Annotated in this window: 25 protein-coding genes and 1 other annotated feature; of the genes, 10 read left to right on the top strand and 15 right to left on the bottom strand. The window is 56.5% G+C overall.

The genetic code is table 11. From position 1 onward, the window contains the following. The first annotated feature begins 165 nt into the window (after positions 1-165). The 6 genes from hemP to ACOTXT_RS09395 all read left to right on the top strand — a co-directional run bounded on the left by hemP (position 166) and on the right by ACOTXT_RS09395 (position 6,049). Positions 166-348 carry a hemin uptake protein HemP gene (hemP, locus tag ACOTXT_RS09370; RefSeq protein WP_021241095.1) on the top strand — a complete coding sequence of 61 codons (183 nt, stop codon included), beginning with the start codon at positions 166-168 and terminating at the stop codon, positions 346-348. Between the two features lie 72 nt (positions 349-420). Beyond that, a complete protein-coding gene (locus ACOTXT_RS09375; protein ID WP_023327178.1) occupies positions 421-2,403 on the top strand; it encodes a TonB-dependent hemoglobin/transferrin/lactoferrin family receptor in 1,983 nt (660 codons plus the stop codon). Between the two features lie 35 nt (positions 2,404-2,438). Continuing rightward, positions 2,439-3,467 (top strand): hematinate-forming heme oxygenase ChuS, encoded by a 1,029-nt coding sequence (gene chuS / locus ACOTXT_RS09380; protein ID WP_333163752.1) that lies wholly within the window; start codon positions 2,439-2,441, stop codon positions 3,465-3,467. Next, positions 3,464-4,285 carry a heme/hemin ABC transporter substrate-binding protein gene (locus ACOTXT_RS09385; RefSeq protein ID WP_065102183.1) on the top strand — a complete coding sequence of 274 codons (822 nt, stop codon included), beginning with the start codon at positions 3,464-3,466 and terminating at the stop codon, positions 4,283-4,285. The genes chuS and ACOTXT_RS09385 overlap by 4 nt, the downstream gene beginning before the upstream one ends. Then, complete coding sequence (locus tag ACOTXT_RS09390) at positions 4,285-5,277, top strand: FecCD family ABC transporter permease (RefSeq protein ID WP_045406286.1); 993 nt, start codon at positions 4,285-4,287, stop codon at positions 5,275-5,277. Before ACOTXT_RS09385 ends, ACOTXT_RS09390 begins: the two co-directional genes overlap by 1 nt. Further along, positions 5,270-6,049 (top strand): heme ABC transporter ATP-binding protein, encoded by a 780-nt coding sequence (locus tag ACOTXT_RS09395; protein ID WP_023292669.1) that lies wholly within the window; start codon positions 5,270-5,272, stop codon positions 6,047-6,049. Before ACOTXT_RS09390 ends, ACOTXT_RS09395 begins: the two co-directional genes overlap by 8 nt. Before the next feature lie 38 nt (positions 6,050-6,087). Here the strand turns inward: ACOTXT_RS09395 and selO are convergent, their stop codons facing one another. The 14 genes from selO to thrS all read right to left on the bottom strand — a co-directional run bounded on the left by selO (position 6,088) and on the right by thrS (position 18,723). Then, positions 6,088-7,530, bottom strand: a complete 1,443-nt coding sequence (gene selO, locus ACOTXT_RS09400; RefSeq protein ID WP_333163748.1) for a protein adenylyltransferase SelO — start codon at positions 7,528-7,530, stop codon at positions 6,088-6,090. A gap of 61 nt (positions 7,531-7,591) precedes the next feature. Continuing rightward, complete coding sequence (locus ACOTXT_RS09405) at positions 7,592-8,308, bottom strand: EAL domain-containing protein (RefSeq protein WP_008500649.1); 717 nt, start codon at positions 8,306-8,308, stop codon at positions 7,592-7,594. Between the two features lie 292 nt (positions 8,309-8,600). Next, a complete protein-coding gene (locus tag ACOTXT_RS09410) occupies positions 8,601-9,065 on the bottom strand; it encodes an NlpC/P60 family protein (RefSeq protein ID WP_008500650.1) in 465 nt (154 codons plus the stop codon). A 74-nt stretch (positions 9,066-9,139) separates the two neighbouring features. Further along, complete coding sequence (gene btuD, locus ACOTXT_RS09415) at positions 9,140-9,895, bottom strand: vitamin B12 ABC transporter ATP-binding protein BtuD (protein ID WP_008500651.1); 756 nt, start codon at positions 9,893-9,895, stop codon at positions 9,140-9,142. Continuing rightward, positions 9,895-10,446, bottom strand: coding sequence for a glutathione peroxidase (locus ACOTXT_RS09420; protein ID WP_021241087.1), 552 nt, complete (start codon positions 10,444-10,446; stop codon positions 9,895-9,897). The genes btuD and ACOTXT_RS09420 overlap by 1 nt, the downstream gene beginning before the upstream one ends. 22 nt (positions 10,447-10,468) lie before the next feature. Further along, entirely contained in the window at positions 10,469-11,449 is a 981-nt protein-coding gene (gene btuC, locus ACOTXT_RS09425; protein WP_333163745.1) for a vitamin B12 ABC transporter permease BtuC, read from the bottom strand. 103 nt (positions 11,450-11,552) lie between these two features. Next, entirely contained in the window at positions 11,553-11,852 is a 300-nt protein-coding gene (gene ihfA, locus ACOTXT_RS09430) for an integration host factor subunit alpha (protein WP_003857805.1), read from the bottom strand. 4 nt (positions 11,853-11,856) lie between these two features. Beyond that, positions 11,857-14,244 carry a phenylalanine--tRNA ligase subunit beta gene (gene pheT / locus ACOTXT_RS09435; RefSeq protein WP_333163742.1) on the bottom strand — a complete coding sequence of 796 codons (2,388 nt, stop codon included), beginning with the start codon at positions 14,242-14,244 and terminating at the stop codon, positions 11,857-11,859. A gap of 15 nt (positions 14,245-14,259) precedes the next feature. Next, positions 14,260-15,243, bottom strand: a complete 984-nt coding sequence (pheS, locus tag ACOTXT_RS09440) for a phenylalanine--tRNA ligase subunit alpha (RefSeq protein ID WP_069598151.1) — start codon at positions 15,241-15,243, stop codon at positions 14,260-14,262. 62 nt (positions 15,244-15,305) lie between these two features. Beyond that, positions 15,306-15,430, bottom strand: a sequence feature (Phe leader region). Then, entirely contained in the window at positions 15,381-15,425 is a 45-nt protein-coding gene (gene pheM, locus ACOTXT_RS09445) for a pheST operon leader peptide PheM (RefSeq protein WP_001386830.1), read from the bottom strand. (Overlaps the previous feature by 45 nt.) 117 nt (positions 15,431-15,547) lie before the next feature. Further along, on the bottom strand, positions 15,548-15,904 hold the full coding sequence (gene rplT / locus ACOTXT_RS09450) for a 50S ribosomal protein L20 (RefSeq protein WP_000124850.1): 357 nt from the start codon (positions 15,902-15,904) through the stop codon (positions 15,548-15,550). Positions 15,905-15,953: 49 nt separating this feature from the next. Beyond that, a complete protein-coding gene (gene rpmI / locus ACOTXT_RS09455; RefSeq protein ID WP_001124225.1) occupies positions 15,954-16,151 on the bottom strand; it encodes a 50S ribosomal protein L35 in 198 nt (65 codons plus the stop codon). Positions 16,152-16,248: 97 nt separating this feature from the next. Continuing rightward, the gene (infC, locus tag ACOTXT_RS09460; protein ID WP_333163873.1) at positions 16,249-16,791 is read right to left on the bottom strand and encodes a translation initiation factor IF-3; all 543 of its coding nucleotides are present in this window, start codon (positions 16,789-16,791) and stop codon (positions 16,249-16,251) included. A 3-nt stretch (positions 16,792-16,794) separates the two neighbouring features. Further along, positions 16,795-18,723, bottom strand: a complete 1,929-nt coding sequence (gene thrS / locus ACOTXT_RS09465; RefSeq protein WP_008500657.1) for a threonine--tRNA ligase — start codon at positions 18,721-18,723, stop codon at positions 16,795-16,797. Positions 18,724-19,047: 324 nt separating this feature from the next. Between thrS and yncL the strand changes: the two genes are divergently transcribed. Together yncL and yniD are read left to right on the top strand one after the other, a co-directional pair. Then, positions 19,048-19,140, top strand: a complete 93-nt coding sequence (yncL, locus tag ACOTXT_RS09470) for a stress response membrane protein YncL (RefSeq protein ID WP_021241082.1) — start codon at positions 19,048-19,050, stop codon at positions 19,138-19,140. 98 nt (positions 19,141-19,238) lie between these two features. Continuing rightward, positions 19,239-19,346, top strand: a complete 108-nt coding sequence (gene yniD, locus ACOTXT_RS09475) for a small membrane protein YniD (RefSeq protein WP_008500658.1) — start codon at positions 19,239-19,241, stop codon at positions 19,344-19,346. A gap of 80 nt (positions 19,347-19,426) precedes the next feature. On the opposite strand, the gene ACOTXT_RS09480 is transcribed toward yniD, so the two are convergent. After that, positions 19,427-20,185 (bottom strand): DUF481 domain-containing protein, encoded by a 759-nt coding sequence (locus ACOTXT_RS09480; protein WP_021241081.1) that lies wholly within the window; start codon positions 20,183-20,185, stop codon positions 19,427-19,429. 295 nt (positions 20,186-20,480) lie between these two features. Here ACOTXT_RS09480 and pfkB point away from each other — a divergent pair, with 295 nt between their 5' ends. Then, positions 20,481-21,413, top strand: a complete 933-nt coding sequence (pfkB, locus tag ACOTXT_RS09485) for a 6-phosphofructokinase II (RefSeq protein WP_163340811.1) — start codon at positions 20,481-20,483, stop codon at positions 21,411-21,413. 106 nt (positions 21,414-21,519) lie between these two features. Next, complete coding sequence (gene ghoS / locus ACOTXT_RS09490) at positions 21,520-21,810, top strand: type V toxin-antitoxin system endoribonuclease antitoxin GhoS (protein ID WP_021241079.1); 291 nt, start codon at positions 21,520-21,522, stop codon at positions 21,808-21,810. Positions 21,811-21,828: the final 18 nt, after the last annotated feature.

The following is a 21,828-nucleotide window of genomic DNA, read 5'->3' on the forward strand; positions in this document are numbered from 1 at the left end:
CCTACGATTCTTGCCGTTGTAAGCCCGGTAAGGCGAAGCCGCCACCGGGCTTTTGATTGCACAATATTGATCCTCTCACCCTTTTTTCACAAAAACGCTTGCCGTAAATTTGCAGTTTATTGATAATGATTATCATTGTTACATTGATTGTTATTTATAAACATTATGTCACGTACGGATAACAGCGCGGCAACGCCAGCAAAAACAGACACAGCACCAGCCCCTACCGAGCGTCGGATTGACAGCAAAACCCTGCTCGGCGATGCGGGGCGGGTCATTATCGAGCATGACGGCCAGCGCTATCTGCTGCGCCAGACCCATGCCGGAAAACTGATCCTCACAAAATAAACCAAAAACTTCGCCAGCCACCCAGGTGATCCCCAGGCAGCCAGCGCTTTCGATTCTTTATGGAGAGTTGCTATGCCACACCTGCCTTCCGCCTCTTTACGCCCGTCACTTCTGGCGCTGGCGATTGTCAGCACCCTGCCGGGCGTCGCGTTTGCTGCCGCAGACGAAATGACCGTCACCGCCACGGGCAACGCCCGCAGCGCCTTTGAAGCCCCCATGATGGTGAGCGTGATTGATGCCACCGCCCCGGAGAAACAAACCGCCAGCTCGGCGGCCGACCTGCTGCGTAACGTTCCCGGCCTGATGCTGGACGGCACCGGGCGCACCAACGGGCAGGACGTGAACCTGCGCGGCTACGATCGTCGCGGCGTGCTGGTGCTGGTTGACGGCGTGCGTCAGGGCACCGACACCGGCCACCTGAACAGCACGTTCCTCGATCCGGCGCTGATTAAACGTATCGAAGTGGTTCGCGGCCCGTCGGCCCTGCTGTACGGCAGCGGCGCGCTGGGCGGCGTGATTTCCTATGACACCGTTGATGCAAAAGACCTGCTGGAAACGGGTAAAAACAGCGGTTATCGTGTGTTTGGTACGGGGGCGACAGGCGATCACAGTCTTGGCATGGGGGCCAGCGCCTATGGCCGCACCGACACGCTGGACGGTCTGGTGGCCTGGTCCAGCCGGGATCGCGGTGATATCCGCCAGAGCGACGGAGCAACCGCCCCTAACGACGAGTCCATCAATAACATGCTGGCGAAAGGCAGCTGGAAAATCGACCCGGCCCAGACCCTGAGCGGCGCCCTGCGCTACTACAACAACGATGCTCAGGAACCAAAAAACCCGCAAACCACCGGGGCGGACAGCAGTAACCCGATGACCGATCGCTCCACCATCCAGCGTGACGCGCAGGTGGGCTACCGCATCGCCCCGGAAGGTAACGACTGGCTGAACGCCGACGCGAAGGTCTACTGGTCCGAAGCGCGCATTAATGCCCAGAATATCGACAACAGCGGTGAGTTCCGCAAGCAGACCACCAAAGGCGGCAAGGTGGAAAACCGCACCCGCCTGTTCAGCGACACGTTTGCAGCACATCTGCTGACCTACGGTGGGGAATACTACCGTCAGGAGCAGCATCCGGGCGGCGCGACCACCGGCTTCCCGGAGGCGAAAATCGACTTCAGCTCCGGCTGGCTGCAGGATGAGATCACCCTGCGCGATCTGCCGGTCACCCTGCTGGGCGGTACGCGCTATGACAACTACCGCGGCAGCAGCAATGGCTACGACGACGTGGATGCCGATAAATGGTCCTCCCGCGCCGGGTTGACCGTCAGCCCGACAGACTGGCTGATGCTGTTTGGCTCATACGCGCAGGCGTTCCGCGCGCCCACCATGGGCGAGATGTACAACGACGCCAAACACTTCTCTATTGGCCGCTTCTATACCAACTACTGGGTGCCAAACCCGAACCTGCGCCCGGAAACCAACGAAACGCAGGAGTTTGGGTTCGGTCTGCGCTTTGACGATCTGCTGCTTGCCAACGATGCGCTGGAGTTTAAAGCCAGCTATTTCGATACCAAAGCTAAAGACTATATCTCCACCACCGTCAATTTTGCCGCCGCGACCACCATGTCTTATAACGTCCCGAACGCCAAAATCTGGGGCTGGGACATGATGGCAAAATACTCTGCCGACCTCTTCAACCTCGACCTGGCCTATAACCGCACGCGCGGGAAAGACACCGATACGGGCGAGTACATCTCCAGCATCAACCCGGATACCGTCACCAGCAAGCTGGACATTCCGGTGGCGCAGAGCGGTTTTTCCGTCGGCTGGATTGGCACCTTTGTCGATCGCTCAACGCATATCAGCAGCAGCTACAGCAAGCAGCCGGGCTACGCGGTCAATGACTTCTACGTCAGCTATAAGGGTCAGGAGCAGCTCAAAGGCGTGACCACGACGCTGGTGCTCGGCAACGCCTTTGACAAAGAATACTGGTCACCTCAGGGCATTCCGCAGGACGGCCGTAACGGCAAGATTTTCGTAAGCTATCAGTGGTAATTCCCGTCGGGGCAACTCTTCAGAAGGATAAGAAAATGAATCACTACACGCGCTGGCTTGAGCTGAAAGAAGACAATCCGGGTAAGTACGCGCGCGACATCGCAGAGCTAATGAACATCAGCGAAGCGGAGCTGACCTTTGCCCGCGTGGGTCACGACGCCTGGCGACTGCGCGGTGAGATCCGCGAGATCCTGGGCGCGCTGGAGGCGGTGGGCGAAACCAAATGCATCTGCCGCAACGACTACGCCGTTCACGAGCAGGTCGGAAGCTTCACCAACCAGCACCTGAACGGCCATGCCGGGCTGGTGCTGAACCCGCGCGCGCTGGATCTGCGCCTGTTCCTCAACCAGTGGGCAAGCGCGTTTCACATCAGTGAAGCCACCGCCCGCGGCGAGCGGCAGAGCATTCAGTTCTTCGACCACCAGGGCGATGCCCTGCTGAAGGTCTACGCCACGGATAACACCGACGTTTCCGCCTGGGGCGACGTGCTGACTCGCTTTATCATTGCCGATAATCCACCGCTGGCGATGAAGGCACCCGACGCGCCTGCTCACGCGGAAAATGCGCAAGCTGCGCTCGTGGACAACGAGTGGCGCGCCATGACCGACGTGCACCAGTTCTTCAGCCTCCTCAAACGCCATAACCTCAGCCGCCAGCAGGCGTTTCGCCTGGTCGGGGACGATCTGGCCTGTCGGGTAGAGAACAGCGCGCTGGCGCAACTGCTGGAGACGGCGCGCCGGGACGGCAATGAAATCATGGTCTTCGTCGGCAACCGCGGCTGCGTACAGATTTTCACCGGCGTGGTGGAAAAGCTGGCGCCGATGAAAGGCTGGCTGAACATCTTCAACTCAACCTTTACCCTGCACCTGCTTGAAGACGCCATTGCGGAGACGTGGGTCACGCGCAAACCAACCGCTGACGGGCACGTCACCAGCCTGGAGCTGTTTGCCGCCGACGGGACGCAAATCGCCCAGCTGTACGGCCAGCGCACCGAAGGCGAGCCGGAGCAAAGCCAGTGGCGCAGCCAGATAGACGCCCTGACGGCGAAAGGGCTGGCCGCATGAAACGGTGGCTTGTCCTGTTCAGCGCCCTGCCCCTGCTGGCGTTTGCTGCGCCGCAGGAGAAAATCGTCACGCTCGGCGGCGACGTCACCGAGATTGTCTACGCACTCGGCGCGTCGTCTTCCCTGGTGGCCCGCGACAGCACCAGCCAGTGGCCGCAAGCGGCGAACGTGCTGCCGGACGTGGGCTATCTGCGCCAGCTCAACGCGGAAGGGATCTTGTCCATGCGCCCCACGCTGGTGCTGGCCAGCGCCCAGGCGCAGCCCTCCCTGGCGCTAAAGCAGGTTGAGCAAAGCCACGTCCGGGTTATCGCGGTTCCAGCCGCTAACGATTTGAGCGTCATCGACGAAAAAGTGCGGATCGTGGCGGAAGCGACGCATCGCGAGGCCGAGGGGGAAGCCCTGCGCGGCAAGCTGCGTCAGGCGCTGTCAACCCTGCCCACATCGCCACTCAACAAACGGGTGCTGTTTATTCTCAACCACGGCGGGATGACCGCGATGGCTGCCGGACAACAGACCGGCGCGGACGCGGCCATTCGCGCGGCGGGGCTGCAGAATGCGATGCAGGGGTTCACCCGCTATCAGCCGCTGTCTCAGGAAGGGGTGATTGCCAGCCGGCCCGATCTGGTGGTGATTTCGCAGGACGGCATCAACGCCCTGGGTGGGGAAGCGAATCTGTGGACGCTGCCCGGGCTGGCGCAAACCCCGGCAGGACGCAATAAGCAGGTGCTGGCGATGGATGATATGGCGCTGCTGGGCTTTAGCGTGCGAACGCCGGAAGCCATCCGGCAACTGCGGGCCAAAGCGGAGCAACTGCCCTGATGTCCCGGCGAGTCGCCCTGTCATTGTGGATGCTGGCCGCGCTGCTGGTCGTCACGACGCTGACGGCCAGCGGTATTGGCGCGCTGCGCCTGCCGATCAGCCTGCTTTGGAACGGCACCGACGAGGCCCTGCGTCAGATCTGGCTGACGATCCGCCTGCCACGCGTGCTGCTGGCGCTGGCGATCGGCGGTTCGCTGGCGCTCGCGGGCTGCGTGATGCAGGGGCTGTTCCGCAACCCGCTGGCGGACCCGGGCCTGCTCGGCATCAGTAGCGGCGCGGCACTTGCCGTCGCGCTGTGGGTGGTGCTTCCGCTCTCGCTGCCTGCACTGGTGATGCTGTATGCCCCGATGCTGGCGGCGTTTCTCGGCGCGCTGGCCGCCACCTTCGTGATTTTCCTGCTCAGCCGTCAGCGTGACGCTTCCCTGTCGCGCCTGCTGCTGGTGGGCATTGCCATCAACGCCCTGTGCGGTGCGGCCGTCGGCGTGCTGTCATGGCTCAGCAATGATGCCCAGCTTCGCCAGCTTTCGCTCTGGGGAATGGGCAGCCTCGGCCAGGCGCAGTGGTCGACGCTGCTGGCCGTCGCGTCGCTGATGATCCCCACCGTGCTGGTTATCTGGCGTCTGGCAGGGCCCCTCAACCTGCTGCAGCTGGGCGACGAAGAGGCGCACTATCTCGGCGTGGAGGTGGCCGCCGTGCAGCGGATCCTGCTGCTGTGCAGCGCCCTGCTGGTGGCTGCCGCCGTTGCGATCAGCGGCGTGATCGGTTTTGTTGGCCTGGTGGTGCCCCACCTGGTGCGCATGTGGCTGGGAGCCGACCATCGGGCCACGCTCCCCGGCTCGGTGCTGGCCGGTGCGCTGCTCCTGCTGATGGCCGACACGCTGGCGCGCAGCGTGGTCGCTCCGGCGGAAATGCCGGTTGGCTTATTGACCAGCCTTCTCGGCGCGCCGTGGTTCTTGTGGCTGATCTTTCGTCGTGGAGGTGCGCATGGCTGAACGCTATTGTGCAGAAAACCTTGTTTTTCGCGCCGGGCAACGCACGCTGATTAACGACGTGTCGCTGACCTTATCTCAGGGCGAGCTGGTGGCGTTGATTGGCCCCAACGGCGCCGGGAAATCGACGCTGTTGCGACTGCTTACCGGCTATCTTAAACCTGCTGGGGGACGGTGCAGCCTGGCGGGCACACCGCTTGCGGCCTGGCAGCCGGAAAGGCTCTCCCGCTACCGGGCGGTGATGCGCCAGAGCACGCAGCTCGGATTTGACTGGCCGGTTGAGGCGGTGGTCGGTATGGGGCGTGCGCCCTGGACCCGCACGCCAGAAGCGTCGGTGATCGAGGAGGTGATGGCCATCACCGGCTGTTTACCGCTGGCGGGCAGGCAGTTTGCCGCGCTCTCCGGCGGCGAGCAGCAGCGCGTTCAGCTCGCCCGCGCGCTGGCTCAGCTCTGGTGCGACGGTGCGCCGCGCGGCTGGCTGTTTCTTGATGAACCGACGTCCGCGCTGGATCTCTATCACCAGCAGCATCTGCTGCGCCTGCTGAAATCCCTGACCAGCCGGGGACATCTGCACGTGTGCGCGGTGCTGCACGACCTCAACCTGGCAGCGCTGTGGGCGGATCGCATCCTGCTCCTGCATAGCGGCCGGATCGTGTCCCAGGGAGAGCCGGAAACCGTGTTGCAGGCCGATGCGCTGGCGCGCTGGTACGGCGCACAGGTTCACGTCGGCAGGCATCCCGCTCACGCCGTGCCGCAGGTGTTTCTCGTCCCCTGACCGGGCCGGATTCTGACGACGCCGACTCCGGCCAGACACTAGCTTGAGCAACTGACCTCCAGCCGCTTGCCCCAGTCAGGCGGGCGGCTGACGTAATCATCATCCCGGTCGGCAAACGGCGTGCGCAACGCCACGTGCAGACGGTGTAACTCGTCGTACTCGCCCTGCTCGGCCTGCTCAATCGCCCGCTGCGCCAGCCAGTTGCGCAACACCATCGCAGGGTTCGTAGCGTTCATCTGCGCCTGGCGGGTCGCATCATCCACCTGCTCCTGCTGCAGCCGCGCGCGGTACGATGCAAACCAGTCGTCAAACGCCTGTCTGTCAATAAACTCATCGCGCAGCGGCGAGGCGGCACTGTGCTGCTCCGTCTGGCCCAGCATCCGGAAGGTGCGCGTGTAATCGCTGCCCTCGCGCGCCATCAGGGCAAACAGGCCATTGAGGATGTCGTTATCGCCCTTCTCCTGCGTGACTAGCCCCAGCTTGTTGCGCATCAGCGAGCCATACTCTCGCAGTAAGATCGCCTGATAGCTGTCGAGCGCATCATTGAGGGCATCAACGTCGATGAACGGCGACAGGGTTTGCGCAAGCCGCTGCAGGTTCCACAGGCCCACCGCGGGCTGATTGTCAAAACTGTAGCGCCCCTGATAGTCGGAGTGGTTACAGATGTACCCTGGCTGATAATCATCCAGGAAACCAAACGGACCGTAGTCAAAGGTCAACCCGAGAAGCGACATGTTGTCCGTATTCATGACGCCATGGGCAAAACCTACCGTTTGCCAGCGGGCAATCAGGGTTGCAGTACGGGCCACCACGTCCCTGAACCAGAGAACGTATTTATCCGCGTCGTCCTGCAAATGCGCCCAGTGGTGACGAATGGCAAAGTCAGCCAGCTGGCGCACCTTGTCCGGCTCGCGGCGATAGTAAAAGTGTTCAAAATGACCGAAGCGCAGATGGCTTTGCGCAATGCGCATCAGCATTGCGCCCTTTTCCACGGTTTCGCGCGCAACCGGCGTGTCGCTGGTCACGATCGACAGCGCACGGGTGGTGGGGATACCGAGGGCATGCATCGCTTCGGAGCCCAGGCATTCGCGAATCGTTGAACGCAGAACCGCACGCCCGTCGCCCATCCGCGAATAGGGCGTCAGGCCCGCACCTTTCAGATGCCAGTCAACCGTCTCCCCGTTGGGAAGCTGTTGTTCACCGAGCAGGATCCCCCTGCCGTCGCCCAGTTGCCCAGCCCAGACGCCAAACTGATGTCCGCTATAGACCTGGGCCAGGGGTTGCATCCCGGCGAGCAGCGTTTCGCCTCCCCAGACGCCAGCGCTCCCTGAACGCTGAAACAGCTCAGGCGGAATGGCCAGCTCTTCTGCCAGCCGATCGTTATGCCAGATAAGGCGTGAATTTTGTAACGGTGTGGGTTTGAGTGCGGTATAAAATCCCGGCAACTCGTCATGCCAGTGAGCAGTAAAAGACAGGGTCATAAGTCCTCCTGCTTTTAGTGTAGAGGGTTTACCCGGACTTAAACACGGGCGAAAGCAAGGGTTATCGCTGCTGAACCAGCGTAGTGACGTGTTCCGCCGAGACGGCAGGCCAGAGTGTTCCCTGCATGGCGCCAAAATTAAAGGACAACACGCGCTGCAACAGACCGTGGTCGTCAATGCCCGAGACAATCACAGACTGGCAGTGCGGCGTGATTTGCCAGAGGATGGCTCGCATAAATGGCTCAAAAGAGAGCTCTGAAGCACGCTGCTGAATGAAGCCTTTATCGAGAATAACCCGTTTAAATAATCCATCGTAGACCGCCTTGAGCGATGCAGCGCCTGCACCAAAGTTTGCCAGCACCAATGGGAAATGGATTGCCATTCTCGCCAGCTGAAGATCGTCCTTTCCGTTATTTAAACCTGGATAATTCTCATTAACAGTAAACTCAAGAAACGGATAACGCTCAAGAATTGAAACAGCGTTTCCATTACTTAATAAAAATTCAACTATTGCAGGTGTAATATTGATCCATGCAATTAACTGATGCTGAATAAAAAACAGTTTGCAGGTATCAAGCAATTGCAGTTTTTCGTTAAACAGCGCTAACTCTTCAGCCGCTGAAAGTCGTGGGATAACAAGCTCAGTGGGGATCCGCACATCGCTGTCGACGCCAGTAAAGTTAACCAGAATTTCTAAACCTTTAAGCTCCCCTGCGCTATTACGGGCAGGCAAAAGCAGCAGTTCAGACTGGTAAGCATTATCTAGCGTAATTATCATTGCACTCGCCCCGCATTAAAGATGAGAGAGGACATCCTGGAGCAATTGCCGACACAATTCCACTGTCTTGATTTTAATAAGATTAATTTCATTAGTTCCGTATTAATTTTCAGATTTTTCCCTGAATCTAAAATAATCTTATCCTGGTTGCAAAATAATAGCCAGTTTTAGATAAAACAGATACATGAGGAATTCGCTAATTTTAGGTAAATTTAACTTTAATCATCTTATTTGAGAAAAAACGGCATGTTATTCGCTACCATGCCGTCATAAGAGAGGTATACGACGAAGATTATATACGTCGTGCCTGCCAGAAATTTTTACGCCAGTAAACATTATCAAGAGAAGAGCGCATCACGCCGCGGCTCGTCGAGGCGTGAATGAACTGGTTGTCAGTATCATAAATGCCCACATGAAGTCCGCTTTCCCCCGATCCGGTTTTGAAGAAAACCAGGTCCCCGGGCAGGAGGTCGTCTTTATCAATTTCCGTGCCGATTTCTGCCTGTTTACGCGTTTCACGCGGCAGCTGTAAATCAAACTTGTCGCGAAACGTCATCAGAACGAAGCCGGAGCAATCTACACCGCCACGGCTCATACCGCCGTAGCGATAAGGCGTGCCGCGCCAGTTGCTCAGCTGATCGTTGAGGCTGGCAATGACGGTGATCGAATCTGAAAGCCGTGGGTTAGGCGGCGGTGCACGATGGCTACTGCATCCCGCAAGAAAAAGTGCGGCCATCAGGAGAAACCAGAATCGCATTTTCAGACGAATCCTCTGCTTTTTTTGTTCTTTTCGTAATTTAGCGTGCAATTGTGCTCACAGGCAAGAAACGCTTACTCCTGCCCGGTCGAAATCAGCATCTTATGGCCCTCAATATCCAGCCTGCGGAACGACATGTTGTACGCGCGGGCAAGATTGGGCGGCGTAAGAACCTGATCCCGCGTACCGCTGGCGATCATCTTCCCCTGCGACAGCAGCCACACCCGGTGGGCATGACGCAAGGTGTGGTTGAGGTCATGACTGCTCATCACCACGGCGATGCCTTTTCTACTGAGCGCACTTAGCAGGGTATCCAGGGCCGCCTGCTGCGCCACATCCAGACCGCTCATCGGTTCATCGAGAAGCAGCATCCGCCCATGAGGATTACCGGCCGGGTGGATCTGAACAATGACAGCCGCCAGACGCACCCGCTGCCATTCGCCGCCGGATAGCTGGCTGACATGCCGGGAGAGTTTATCCTCCAGCCCCAGCGCCGCGGCCACGTCCGTCAGCAGTGCCGTAGAATGTTTGTCGTGCAAATGCAGCATCAGATAGTGCCAGACCGGCATCGCAAAGGGGGGCACCTGCTGCTGCACGAGATAGCTGCGCCGATGCGCCAGCGAGACCGGCGACCACTCGGCCAGCGTATGCTCCAGCAACATTATCTGCCCTTCTCCGGCAGTCATGCCTGCCATCCGTGCCAGCAGCGTGCTCTTTCCTGCGCCGTTTGGCCCGACAAGATGCAGGATTTCTCCCGCATTGACGGCGCCGGTTATCGGCTCCAGACGTCCCTTCTCGGCAACGTCCGTGAGCTGCATCAGCAGCGACATTATTTCGCCAGCGCCAGCTTGATCGATTCCATGACGATCGGATCTTCAGGGGTCATATCCGGTGAAAAACGCTGTACGACCTGACCGTCGCGACCTATCAGGAATTTTTCAAAGTTCCACAGAATATCGTCCGGATAAAGCGGCGCGCGGCCTTTGCTGGCCATGCGTTCATAAAAACCGCTGCCTTCCGGCGCGACGGCTTTCGGTGCGGCAGCGATCAGCTTCGCATACAGCGGATGGCGGTCTTCACCGTTGACATCGATTTTGCTGAACAGCGGGAACGTTACGCCGTAGGTAGTGCTGCAGAAGGTTTTAATCTCCTCTTCGCTGCCCGGCTCCTGCCCCAGGAACTGGTTGCAGGGGAAGCCCAGCACGGTAAAACCGTCTTTCTCCCAGGCCTTCTGAATGTTTTCCAGCTGCTCGTACTGCGGCGTCAGGCCGCATTTGGATGCCACGTTGACGATCAGCAACACATTGCCTTTGTAGCCTTCCAGCGTGGTTTTATCGCCATCAATGGTGGTCACTTCAGTATTCAGGATATCTGACTGCATAGCATTTCCTCAGGTTGTCGATTTAACGTCCAGCTTTTAATAGTAGCCAGATAAAGACCGGCGCGCCCAGCGTGGCGGTCACCACGCCAATGGGCAGCTCTGCGGCCGTCAGGGCAAGCCTGGCGATGATGTCGGCCACCAGCAGCGTGACGGCCCCGGCAACCGCCGAGGCCGGAAGCAAGGTTCGATGGTCCGTGATTCCGCACAGTCGGAGCATATGCGGAATCACCAGACCGATAAAGCCAATCGCGCCCGCCAGAGCCACGCTGACGCCGACCAGCCAGCCAATGGCGATGACCAGCACATTACGCCAGAACCCAATCGGCATGCCCAGCTGGCGGGCTGAGGTTTCACCCAGCGCGAGCATATTCAACGGCTGCGCCTGCAGGGCAGCCCACACGATGACCGGCACCAGCAGCGCCATCAGCCAGCCCTGCTGCCAGTCGACGCCGCCAAAGCCGCCCATCATCCAGTACATGAGCTGCCGAAGGTCAAAAGAGGTCGAGAAGTAGACCGCCCAGGTCATCAACGCACTACAGATGATCCCCAGCGCCACGCCGGCAAGCAGCAGACGGCTGGTCGATAAGTGCCGTCTGGCAAAACGAAGAAGGATGAGCGTTATCAGTAATGCGCCGAGGATCGCGCTCAGGCTAATGCTCCAGCCGGAGAGTTCTCCTCCGCCCAGCATCACCGATGCAATCAGCCCCACGCCCGCACCGTTAGACACGCCGAGCAGCCCGGGCTCCGCCAGAGGATTCTCAAACAACGCCTGCATAATGGTGCCGCACAGCGCCAGCGCGGCCCCCACCAGCATCACCGCGACGGTACGCGGCAGACGAATTTGCCAGACGAAGAGCTGTCCGTCAGGTCCCCACCAGCTTTTGGGCCCTATCCACCGGTCACCGGCGCAGAGGCTAACGCCTGCGGCGACAATGAGCAGCAGCACCAGAAAAAGCAGGTGACGCCGATCGGAACGGTGCTGGAGATGGACATAATCAAGCATGTTTACGGTTTTCGTAGCGAGAGATGTAATTGATTTTACGGCGGGTTTGCCTGAGAGCGCAAAGAAAAAAGGCCGCGTGGGCGGCCTTTTTAGTTAGTTCATATTACTCTGCTTTGGGCGTTGCGTTTTCGACACGGCTTTTTAACTTCTGGCCGGGTCTGAAGGTCACCACGCGGCGGGCTGTAATGGGAATATCTTCCCCCGTCTTCGGGTTGCGGCCCGGACGTTGGTTTTTATCTCGCAAATCAAAATTGCCAAAGCCGGAGAGTTTTACCTGCTCACCATTTTCCAGAGCACGACGGATCTCTTCGAAAAACAGCTCTACCAGCTCTTTGGCATCCCGTTTGCTAAGCCCAAGCTTATCAAACAGATATTCTGACATTTCAGCTTTTGTAAGCGCCATAGGTTCAATCCCTCAATGATGCCTGGAATCGCTCTTTTAATGCCTCTACACATTTGGCGACGGTAGCGGCAATCTCCTCTTCTTCGAGTGTACGGCTGGTATCCTGAAGGATCAGGCTGATAGCCAGGCTCTTAAAGCCCTCTGCTACGCCCTTGCCGCGGTACACGTCAAATAAGTTTACGCCAACTACCTGATTTACGCCAACTTTCTTACATTCGGCCAAAATATCTGCTGCGGGCACATTTTCCGCGACCACAACCGCGATATCACGGCGGTTTGCCGGGAAGCGGGAGACGTCCTGAGCCTGAGGAATCACGCGGTCTGCCACCGGGTTCCATTCCAGCTCAAACACGATGGTACGGCCATTCAGGTCCAGTTTACGCTCCAGCTCAGGGTGAACAACCCCAATAAAACCAATGCGTTTGCCGTCTAAATAGAGGGCGGCGCTCTGGCCTGGATGCAGGGCCGGAATGGCTTCTGCGCGGAATTCAATTTCAGATAATTTACCGGTCAGATCCAGAATCGCTTCCAGATCGCCCTTCATATCGTAGAAATCAACCGTGCCTTTTGCCAGGTCCCAGTGCTCTTCATAACGGTTACCGCTGATGGCGCCAGCCAGCATGAGATCCTGACGGATGCCTAAATTTGCCTGATTATCCGGTACAAAGCGCAAACCGCTTTCGAAAATTCGCACGCGGTTTTGCTGGCGATTCTGGTTGTAAACGATAGTGCCCAGCAGCCCCGTCCACAGGGACAGACGCATCGCGGACATTTCGCTGGAAATTGGGCTTGGCAGGATCAGCGCTTCCTGACCCGGGTGGATCAGCTGCTGCAGCTTTGGATCAACAAAGCTGTAGGTGATCACTTCCTGATAGCCTTTGTCGTTCAGCATGGTTTTCACACGCTTCAGGGACAGGTCGGCTTCACGGTGGGTGCCCATCACCAGACCTGCCTGCACAGGCTCGTCAGGGATGTTGTTGTAGCCATAAACACGGGCCACTTCTTCCACCAGATCTTCTTCAATTTCCATGTCGAAACGCCATGACGGCGCAACGGCTTTCCACTCGTCCTGGCCTTCGGTTACGTCGCAACCCAGACGCTTCAGAATATCGGTCACCTGCGCGTCGGCAACGTGGTGCCCAATCAGGCGATCCAGCTTACTGCGACGCAGGGTGATGGTCGCACGCTTCGGCAGCGTGGCTTCGTTGGTGACGTCGATAACCGGGCCCGCTTCGCCGCCGCAGATGTCGATCAGCAGGCGAGTCGCACGCTCCATCGCTTTGTATTGCAGCGCAGGATCCACGCCGCGCTCGTAGCGGTGGGACGCATCGGTGTGCAGTCCGTGACGGCGTGCGCGACCAGTGATGGAAAGCGGGCTGAAGAACGCGCACTCCAGCAGGACGTTTTGCGTTTCGTCGTTGACGCCCGAATGCTCGCCTCCGAAGATACCGCCCATTGCCAGCGCTTTGCTGTGGTCAGCAATCACCAGGGTGTCGGCGTTCAGTTTCGCTTCGGTGCCGTCCAGCAGAACGAGGGTTTCGCCCTCTTTCGCCATGCGCACCACAATACCGCCTTCGATACGATCTTTATCGAAGGCGTGCATTGGCTGGCCCAGTTCCAGCAGAACGTAGTTAGTCACGTCAACCACGGCATCGATAGAGCGGATACCGCAGCGGCGCAGCTTCTCTTTCATCCACAGCGGGGTTGGCGCTTTCACGTTGATGCCTTTCACCACGCGACCGAGGTAGCGCGGGCAGGCATCCGCAGCGTCAACCTGGATAGGCAGCACGTCACTGATGGTCGCTTCAACCGGGGCGATCTCCGGCGCGTTCAGCGCGGTCTGGTTCAGCACGGCAACGTCGCGCGCCACGCCGATGATCCCTAAGCAGTCAGCGCGGTTTGGCGTGACGCTGATTTCGATGGTGTTGTCATCAAGCTTCAGGTATTCGCGGATGTCGGTGCCGATTGGCGCATCCAGCGGCAGCTCAATGATGCCGTTGTGATCGTCGGAAATACCCAGCTCGGAGAAGGAACACAGCATGCCTTCAGACGGCTCGCCGCGCAGCTTAGCCGCTTTGATTTTGAAATCGCCCGGCAGTACCGCACCGACGGTCGCCACGGCCACTTTCAGCCCCTGGCGGCAGTTTGGCGCACCGCAGACGATATCCAGCAGACGGTCACCGCCTACGTTTACTTTTGTTACGCGTAGTTTGTCCGCGTTAGGGTGCTGACCGCACTCTACCACTTCGCCGACGACCACGCCGTTGAATGCCCCTGAAACCGGCTCAACGCCGTCCACTTCCAGACCTGCCATGGTGATCTGGTTAGAAAGCGCGTCGCTGTCCAGCGTGGTGTTCACCCACTCGCGTAACCACAGTTCACTGAATTTCATTGTTCTGTCCTGCCCTTATTTAAACTGTTTGAGGAAACGCAGATCGTTTTCGAAGAATGCACGTAAGTCGGTGACGCCATAGCGCAGCATGGTCAGACGCTCCATGCCCATACCGAAGGCGAAGCCGGAGTAAACTTCCGGATCGATACCCACGTTGCGCAGGACGTTTGGATGCACCATGCCGCAGCCCAGCACTTCCAGCCATTTGCCGTTTTTGCCCATCACGTCAACTTCCGCAGACGGTTCGGTGAATGGGAAGTAGGACGGACGGAAACGAACCTGCAGATCTTCCTCAAAGAAGTTGTTCAGGAAATCGTGCAGCGTGCCTTTCAGGTTGGTGAAGCTGATGTTTTTATCAACAATCAGACCTTCCATCTGGTGGAACATTGGGGTGTGGGTCTGATCGTAGTCGTTACGATAGACGCGGCCCGGCGCGATAATACGGATTGGCGGCGCCTGATCCTTCATGGTACGGATCTGAACGCCGGAGGTCTGGGTACGCAGCAGACGCGTCGCGTCGAACCAGAAAGTGTCGTGGTCAGCGCGTGCCGGATGATGGCCAGGAATGTTCAGAGCATCGAAGTTGTGGTAATCATCTTCAATTTCCGGGCCAGTCGCCACGGTAAAGCCGAGCTCACCGAAGAAACTTTCAATGCGATCGATGGTGCGGGTAACCGGGTGCAGACCGCCGTTCTCGATGCGGCGACCCGGCAGAGAAACGTCGATCGTCTCTGCGGCCAGACGCGCATTCAGCACCGCGCTTTCCAGGTCGGCTTTGCGTGCGTTCAGCGCCTGCTGTACCTGCTCTTTGGCTTCGTTAATCACCGCCCCCGCTGCCGGGCGCTCTTCTGGCGGCAGCTCACGCAGGGTTGTCATTTGAAGGGTCAGGTGCCCTTTCTTCCCAAGATATTCGACGCGGACATTGTCTAACGCGGCAACATCTGAGGCCTGATTAATGGCGGCTGTTGCACTGGCAACCAGCTCTGCGAGATGTGACATGATTTTCCTCATTATGTCGGTGCAGACACCGATTTGGTGGAGTTATTCTCTCAAATTCAGGCACAAAAAAAGCCTCCATCGGGAGGCTTATCTGGCGCTGTTTTTCGTTTCATCTTTCACGCGCTAGCCTCCTGAAGTCAGGTGCTAAAGTAAAAGAAGAAGCGGAAAATAGCAGCATTCATGCTTGCGTTACCTTGTTGGGTAAAAACCGTTGAGACCTTATTGAAAAGCCTGCACGGGTAAATGTCAATCTTCTTACAGGGTTATATGAAAAGAGGGAGCCAGGCCCCCTCTCTCAACTGGCTTATGCCAGTGCTGCTTTCGCTTTTTCGACCAGAGCGGTGAACGCTACTTTGTCGAATACTGCGATGTCAGCCAGGATCTTACGGTCGATTTCAACAGAGGCTTTTTTCAGGCCGTTGATGAATTTGCTGTAAGAAATACCGTTCTGACGTGCTGCTGCGTTGATACGCGCAATCCACAGTTGACGGAACTGACGCTTACGCTGACGACGGTCACGGTAAGCGTACTGACCTGCTTTGATAACAGCCTGGAAGGCAACGCGGTATACGCGTGAACGCGCACCGTAGTAGCCTTTAGCTTGTTTCAAAATTTTCTTGTGACGTGCACGTGCAATTACACCACGTTTTACGCGAGCCATGTGTGCTCTCCTGTATCTATTCTAAGTTAAAAAAGTTAAACGAAACGACTTATGCGTACGGCAGGCACGCGATGACCAGGCCCAGATCGCCTTTAGAAACCATGGCTTTTGGACGCAGGTGACGTTTACGCTTGGTAGCTTTCTTAGTCAGAATGTGACGCAGGTTAGCGTGCTTGTGCTTAAAACCACCTTTACCGGTTTTTTTGAAGCGCTTAGCAGCACCGCGTACGGTCTTAATTTTTGGCATTTTAATAACTTCCACTTCGCATTGTTAAATAAACGAAACATAGGCGAACAAAACCTATGAAACCCGAAGGCTCCACAGATTTTGCTGCTTGAAGGCCTTACTGTTTCTTCTTAGGAGCGAGCACCATGATCATCTGGCGGCCTTCGATCTTCGTAGGGAAGGATTCGACTACTGCCAGTTCACTCAAATCGTCACGGACGCGGTTAAGCACTTCCATACCAATCTGTTGGTGGGCCATCTCACGACCGCGGAAACGCAGTGTGATCTTGGCCCTATCGCCATCTTCCAGAAAGCGAATCAGGCTGCGGAGTTTTACCTGATAATCGCCATCGTCGGTACCAGGACGGAATTTGATTTCCTTAACCTGGATAACTTTTTGCTTCTTCTTCTGTTCCTTAGAAGACTTACTCTTTTCATAAAGGAACTTGCCGTAGTCCATGATACGACAAACTGGCGGTTCGGCGTTAGGGCTGATTTCAACTAAATCTACTCCAGCTTCTTCAGCCTTTTCGATTGCTTCTCTCAGACTCACAATCCCCAGCTGCTCGCCTTCCAGACCTGTTAAGCGAACTTCCTGGGCGCGAATCTCGCCATTGATACGATTCGGACGTGCCGTTTGAACTCGTTTTCCGCCTTTAATACCTTATTCCTCCAGTTGTTGAAGACTGCGGCTGCGAATCTCTTGTTGCAGCTTCTCAATCACTTCACTTACGTCCAGGCTGCCCAAGTCTTTACCACGGCGGGTGCGAACGGCAACTTTGCCTGCTTCCACCTCTTTATCACCACAGACCAACATATACGGGACACGACGTAAAGTGTGCTCGCGGATTTTAAAGCCAATCTTCTCATTTCTCAAGTCTGCTTTTACGCGAATGCCCGCATTTTGTAGTTTCTGCGTCAATTCTTTAACGTAATCTGCCTGAGAATCGGTAATGTTCATCACCACCACCTGCACCGGCGCAAGCCAGGTTGGGAAGAAGCCGGCGAACTCTTCGGTCAGGATGCCGATGAAGCGCTCCAGAGAACCGAGAATGGCGCGGTGAATCATTACCGGCACCTGACGCTCGTTGTCTTCGCCAACATAAGAGGCGCTTAAACGCTGCGGCAGGGAGAAGTCCAGCTGTACAGTACCGCACTGCCATGCGCGATCGAGGCAGTCATACAGGGTAAATTCAATTTTCGGACCGTAGAATGCGCCCTCGCCCAGCTGGTATTCGAACGGAATGCCGTTCTCTTCCAGCGCCACGGCGAGATCCGCTTCTGCGCGATCCCAGGTCTCATCGCTACCGATACGTTTTTCCGGACGCGTTGAGAGTTTGACCACGATCTTCTCGAAGCCAAAGGTGCTGTACATATCGTAGACCATACGAATACAGGCGTTAACTTCATCACGGACCTGATCTTCGGTACAGAAGATATGCGCATCATCCTGCGTAAAGCCACGCACGCGCATCAGACCGTGCAGCGCACCTGATGGCTCGTTACGGTGGCAGCTACCGAACTCCGCCATACGCAGCGGCAGGTCGCGGTAGGATTTCAGACCCTGGTTGAAGATCTGAACGTGGCCCGGGCAGTTCATTGGCTTGATGCAGTATTCACGGTTCTCAGACGAGGTGGTGAACATCGCATCCTTGTAGTTGTCCCAGTGGCCGGTTTTTTCCCACAGCACACGGTCCATCATGAACGGGCCTTTCACTTCCTGATACTGGTACTCTTTCAGCTTGGAGCGTACGAAGGTTTCCAGTTCACGGAAGATGGTCCAGCCGTCGTTATGCCAGAACACCATACCCGGCGCTTCTTCCTGCATGTGGTACAGGTCAAGCTGCTTGCCGATTTTACGGTGGTCACGCTTCGCCGCCTCTTCCAGGCGCAGCAGGTAAGCGTTCAGGGCTTTTTTATCGGCCCATGCGGTACCATAGATACGCTGCAACATCTTGTTGTTGCTGTCGCCGCGCCAGTAGGCGCCTGCGATCTTCATCAGCTTAAAGTGATGACAGAAGCGCATGTTCGGCACGTGCGGTCCACGGCACATGTCGACGTATTCTTCGTGATGGTACAAGCCAGGCTTGTCATCATGCGAAATGTTTTCGTCAAGAATCGAGACCTTATAGCTCTCGCCGCGCTTCACGAAGGTTTCACGCGCTTCATGCCAGCTGACTTTCTTCTTGATGACGTCATAGTTCGTTTCGGCGAGCTCGTGCATACGTTTTTCGAGCGCGTCGATATCTTCCTGAGTCAGGGTATGGTCAAGGTCAACGTCGTAGTAGAAACCATTATCGATAACCGGACCGATCGCCATTTTGGTGTTTGGCCACAGCTGTTTGATGGCATGGCCCAACAGGTGCGCGCAGGAGTGACGAATGATCTCCAGACCTTCTTCATCTTTTGCGGTGATGATGGCCAGTGTCGCATCGTTTTCGATCAGATCGGAGGCATCCACCAGCTCACCGTTGACACGGCCGGCGATGGTCGCTTTCGCGAGACCAGGACCGATGTCCAGGGCAACATCCATTGGGCTAACAGCGCGGTCGAAATGGCGTTGGCTGCCATCAGGAAGAGTAATTACAGGCATTTTATATCCTTATTTGCAGTGATGCCCCACACATAAGAGCATATACAAAGAAAATAATCGTGATTTGACAATAGATTACGACACCATCTGACCAACAATCGTCAAATTGGTTCGTCATCATTCACCTGCCGGAAAATCAGACAACGCCGGATATACGGCAAGCCTTGCAATGTTAACACTAACAAAAGGGAGATTGCACCCTCTGCTGGCAGATTGATGTGCTGGCACTTTCGCATGAATTTGCAGGTTGCATATTCCCGGCGCTCGCAATTTAGAAATGCAGGGCTACTCTTGAACAGGTCTTTAAACCCAAAGGTGCATACCATGAACGTATCCAGTAGAACGGTTGTGATATTGAACATCCTTTCCGCCACAGGTTTATTGTTGATTCTCGCCGAACGATTCCACTGGTTCTGAACCGCCCCCTACGCTGGCATAACCCAATCGTTCCTGCGAAGGGGCATATTCAGGCCCTGTTTGGTAGACTGTGGATATCAACGAACAAGGATTAGGTTATGCCAACAAAACGATTTGCCGTAAAACACTGGAAAATGGTGCTGGTGCTGATTGCCATCTGCGGCGCAATGCTGTTACTCCGTTGGGCGGCGATGATTTGGGGTTAGGGGCGAGTACAGCTCATCAGAAGGGACGTCACAAGATCAGAGAGAATAAACGGGCCGACATGATCATCGGCCCGTCTTCATTACATTCTATAACCCAGTGAAACCGTGGTTCTGCGGTCGGTATGATCCGGTGCAGACTCTGGTGGTGAAGAGTTCCAGGTCACGTTGTAGGCGACTTTCAGACCAAAGTGTTCGTTGATGGCCACGTTGAGCGCCGTCTCAGAGTTCAGCGTCGTGTCGTCGGCACCAAATACAGAAACACCCTGTGTAAATTTGGTGTTATCAGTCATCTGCCAGGCATAGGTACCAGAAGCGTAACCGAGCGGTTGAGTTTTGGTATCGCCATTGGTGTACTCGTCATAACGCACACCGGGACCGAATTCAAAACGGAGGCTGTGTACCGGACCGTTCAGGAACTGACGACCATAACCCGCCGTGAACACGTCACGCTGGCGATAACCGTTGTAACGGTCGGTTAACCAGCTTGCCTGACCAAACAGGTAGTCATAGTCGGTCATGTTGTAACGGCTACGTCCGCCTACCGCATATTTCTCGGAAGAGCGTTCGTCATTAGCGGACGTATTGCTGGCATTACCCCACAGAGACCAGGCGGTGGTATTACCGTACCAGGTGAGCGTACTGTCCGCCGTCAGAGAAGAGCTTTTGGTGTTACCGGATTGTGCCAGGTACCCCGCGTTCAGGTTACCTTCAAACGGTTTTTTCGCGGTGGAGGGATCGTCCATGACAGTAAAAACGGAATCATCGGCGGTCGCGTTCATAGCCGCAAACACGCCACCCGCCAGCATCAGTGCAGCGGGCACTGTCTTTAAAAGCTTCATTTTATTAAGGAGTCCGTACAACAAAAAAAGAGACCACACGGTCCCGGAATCTTTCTTGAGGATCAATGACAAGGCGTCCAGAGAAAGGTAACAAATTATAAAAAGCCGCAAATAACATAGCAATGTTTTCTTATTTCATTTTTTGAATAAGAACGATCCCAAAAAGCGTTTTATTTTATATGTCTCCGGCCTCACTTTTATTCACTATTCATATTTAAAATCATACTGTTATTTAGATTGCCTTCCTGACAAATGGTGCCAGACTAAAAGGAACCCATGCTAAAAGGAGGTAATGATGGTTTCTATCTACACCCTGACGCTCTCCCCTTCCCTTGATTCCGCCACCCTGACGCCGCAGATTTATCCGGAAGGTAAATTGCGCTGTAGCGCCCCGGTCTTTGAGCCCGGCGGTGGCGGTATCAACGTGGCGCGCGCCATTACCCACCTCGGCGGCAAAGCCACGGCCATTTTCCCCGCAGGCGGTGCTACCGGTGAACATCTGGTCTCCCTGCTGGCAGATGAACAGGTGGCCGTAGAGACCGTCGAGGCGAAAGACTGGACGCGGCAAAACCTGCATGTTCACGTGGAATCCAGCGGCGAGCAGTACCGGTTTGTCATGCCGGGCGCGAAACTCACCGATGACGAGTTTCGTCAGCTTGAAGAGAAAGTGCTGACGATAGAAAGCGGCGCGCTGCTGGTGGTCAGCGGCAGCCTGCCGCCCGGCGTCAGCACGGAAAAATTAACCGCGCTGATTCAGGCGGCGCAGCAACGCGGTATTCGCTGCATCGTCGACAGCAGCGGCGAGGCCCTGCAAGCGGCCTTAGTGCCGGGCAATCTTGAGCTGGTCAAACCCAACCAGAAAGAGCTAAGCGCGCTGGTCAACCGCGAACTGACGCAGCCTGACGATGTGCGCACCGCCGCGCAGGAGCTGGTACGCAGTGGCAAAGCGCGACGCGTGGTGGTTTCCCTCGGTCCGCAGGGGGCACTGGCCGTCGATGAAACGTCGTCCGTTCAGGTTGTTCCACCGCCGATGAAGAGCCAGAGCACGGTTGGCGCGGGTGACAGCATGGTGGGTGCGATGACGCTTAAACTTGCGCAGGGTGCGTCACTGCTGGAGATGACGCGCTACGGCGTGGCGGCGGGTAGCGCCGCCACCATCAACCAGGGCACGCGCCTCTGTTCGCTGGCCGATACGCAAAAAATCGTCGATTACCTGTCCCGAAATTAACGTCTGTTCCCCTTCATCTGCATGAAGGGGAACGTCATCCCCGAGTCGCCAAACGCAAACTATCGACTATGCTAAGAAAACTTCCATGATAACAATGAGGTGAATTATGAGCAGTGGTGACATCACTCGTTATGTCGTAACCGTCAACCTTCATGAGGCATCGCTTACCGAGCTAAATGAGCTCAACAATGCCTTCACCCGGGCTAATTTTCTCCTCACCCTGACGGATGACGAAGGCAATATTCATGATTTAGGCACTCTGACATTTGGCCTGATCGGCGCGCTTAATAAAGAAGAGGTCCATGCGCTGGCCGCCAGCCTGGTGGAAAGTGTGACCGACAAGCCAGCCGAAATTGACGTCGACACCTGGGAAAGCTGGCAGAAAAAAGAACAATAAGTGCCCTGTATGAAATTA

It is taken from the genome of Enterobacter cloacae complex sp. IR5422 (genome assembly GCF_049238165.1).
Lineage (GTDB): Bacteria > Pseudomonadota > Gammaproteobacteria > Enterobacterales > Enterobacteriaceae > Enterobacter > Enterobacter roggenkampii.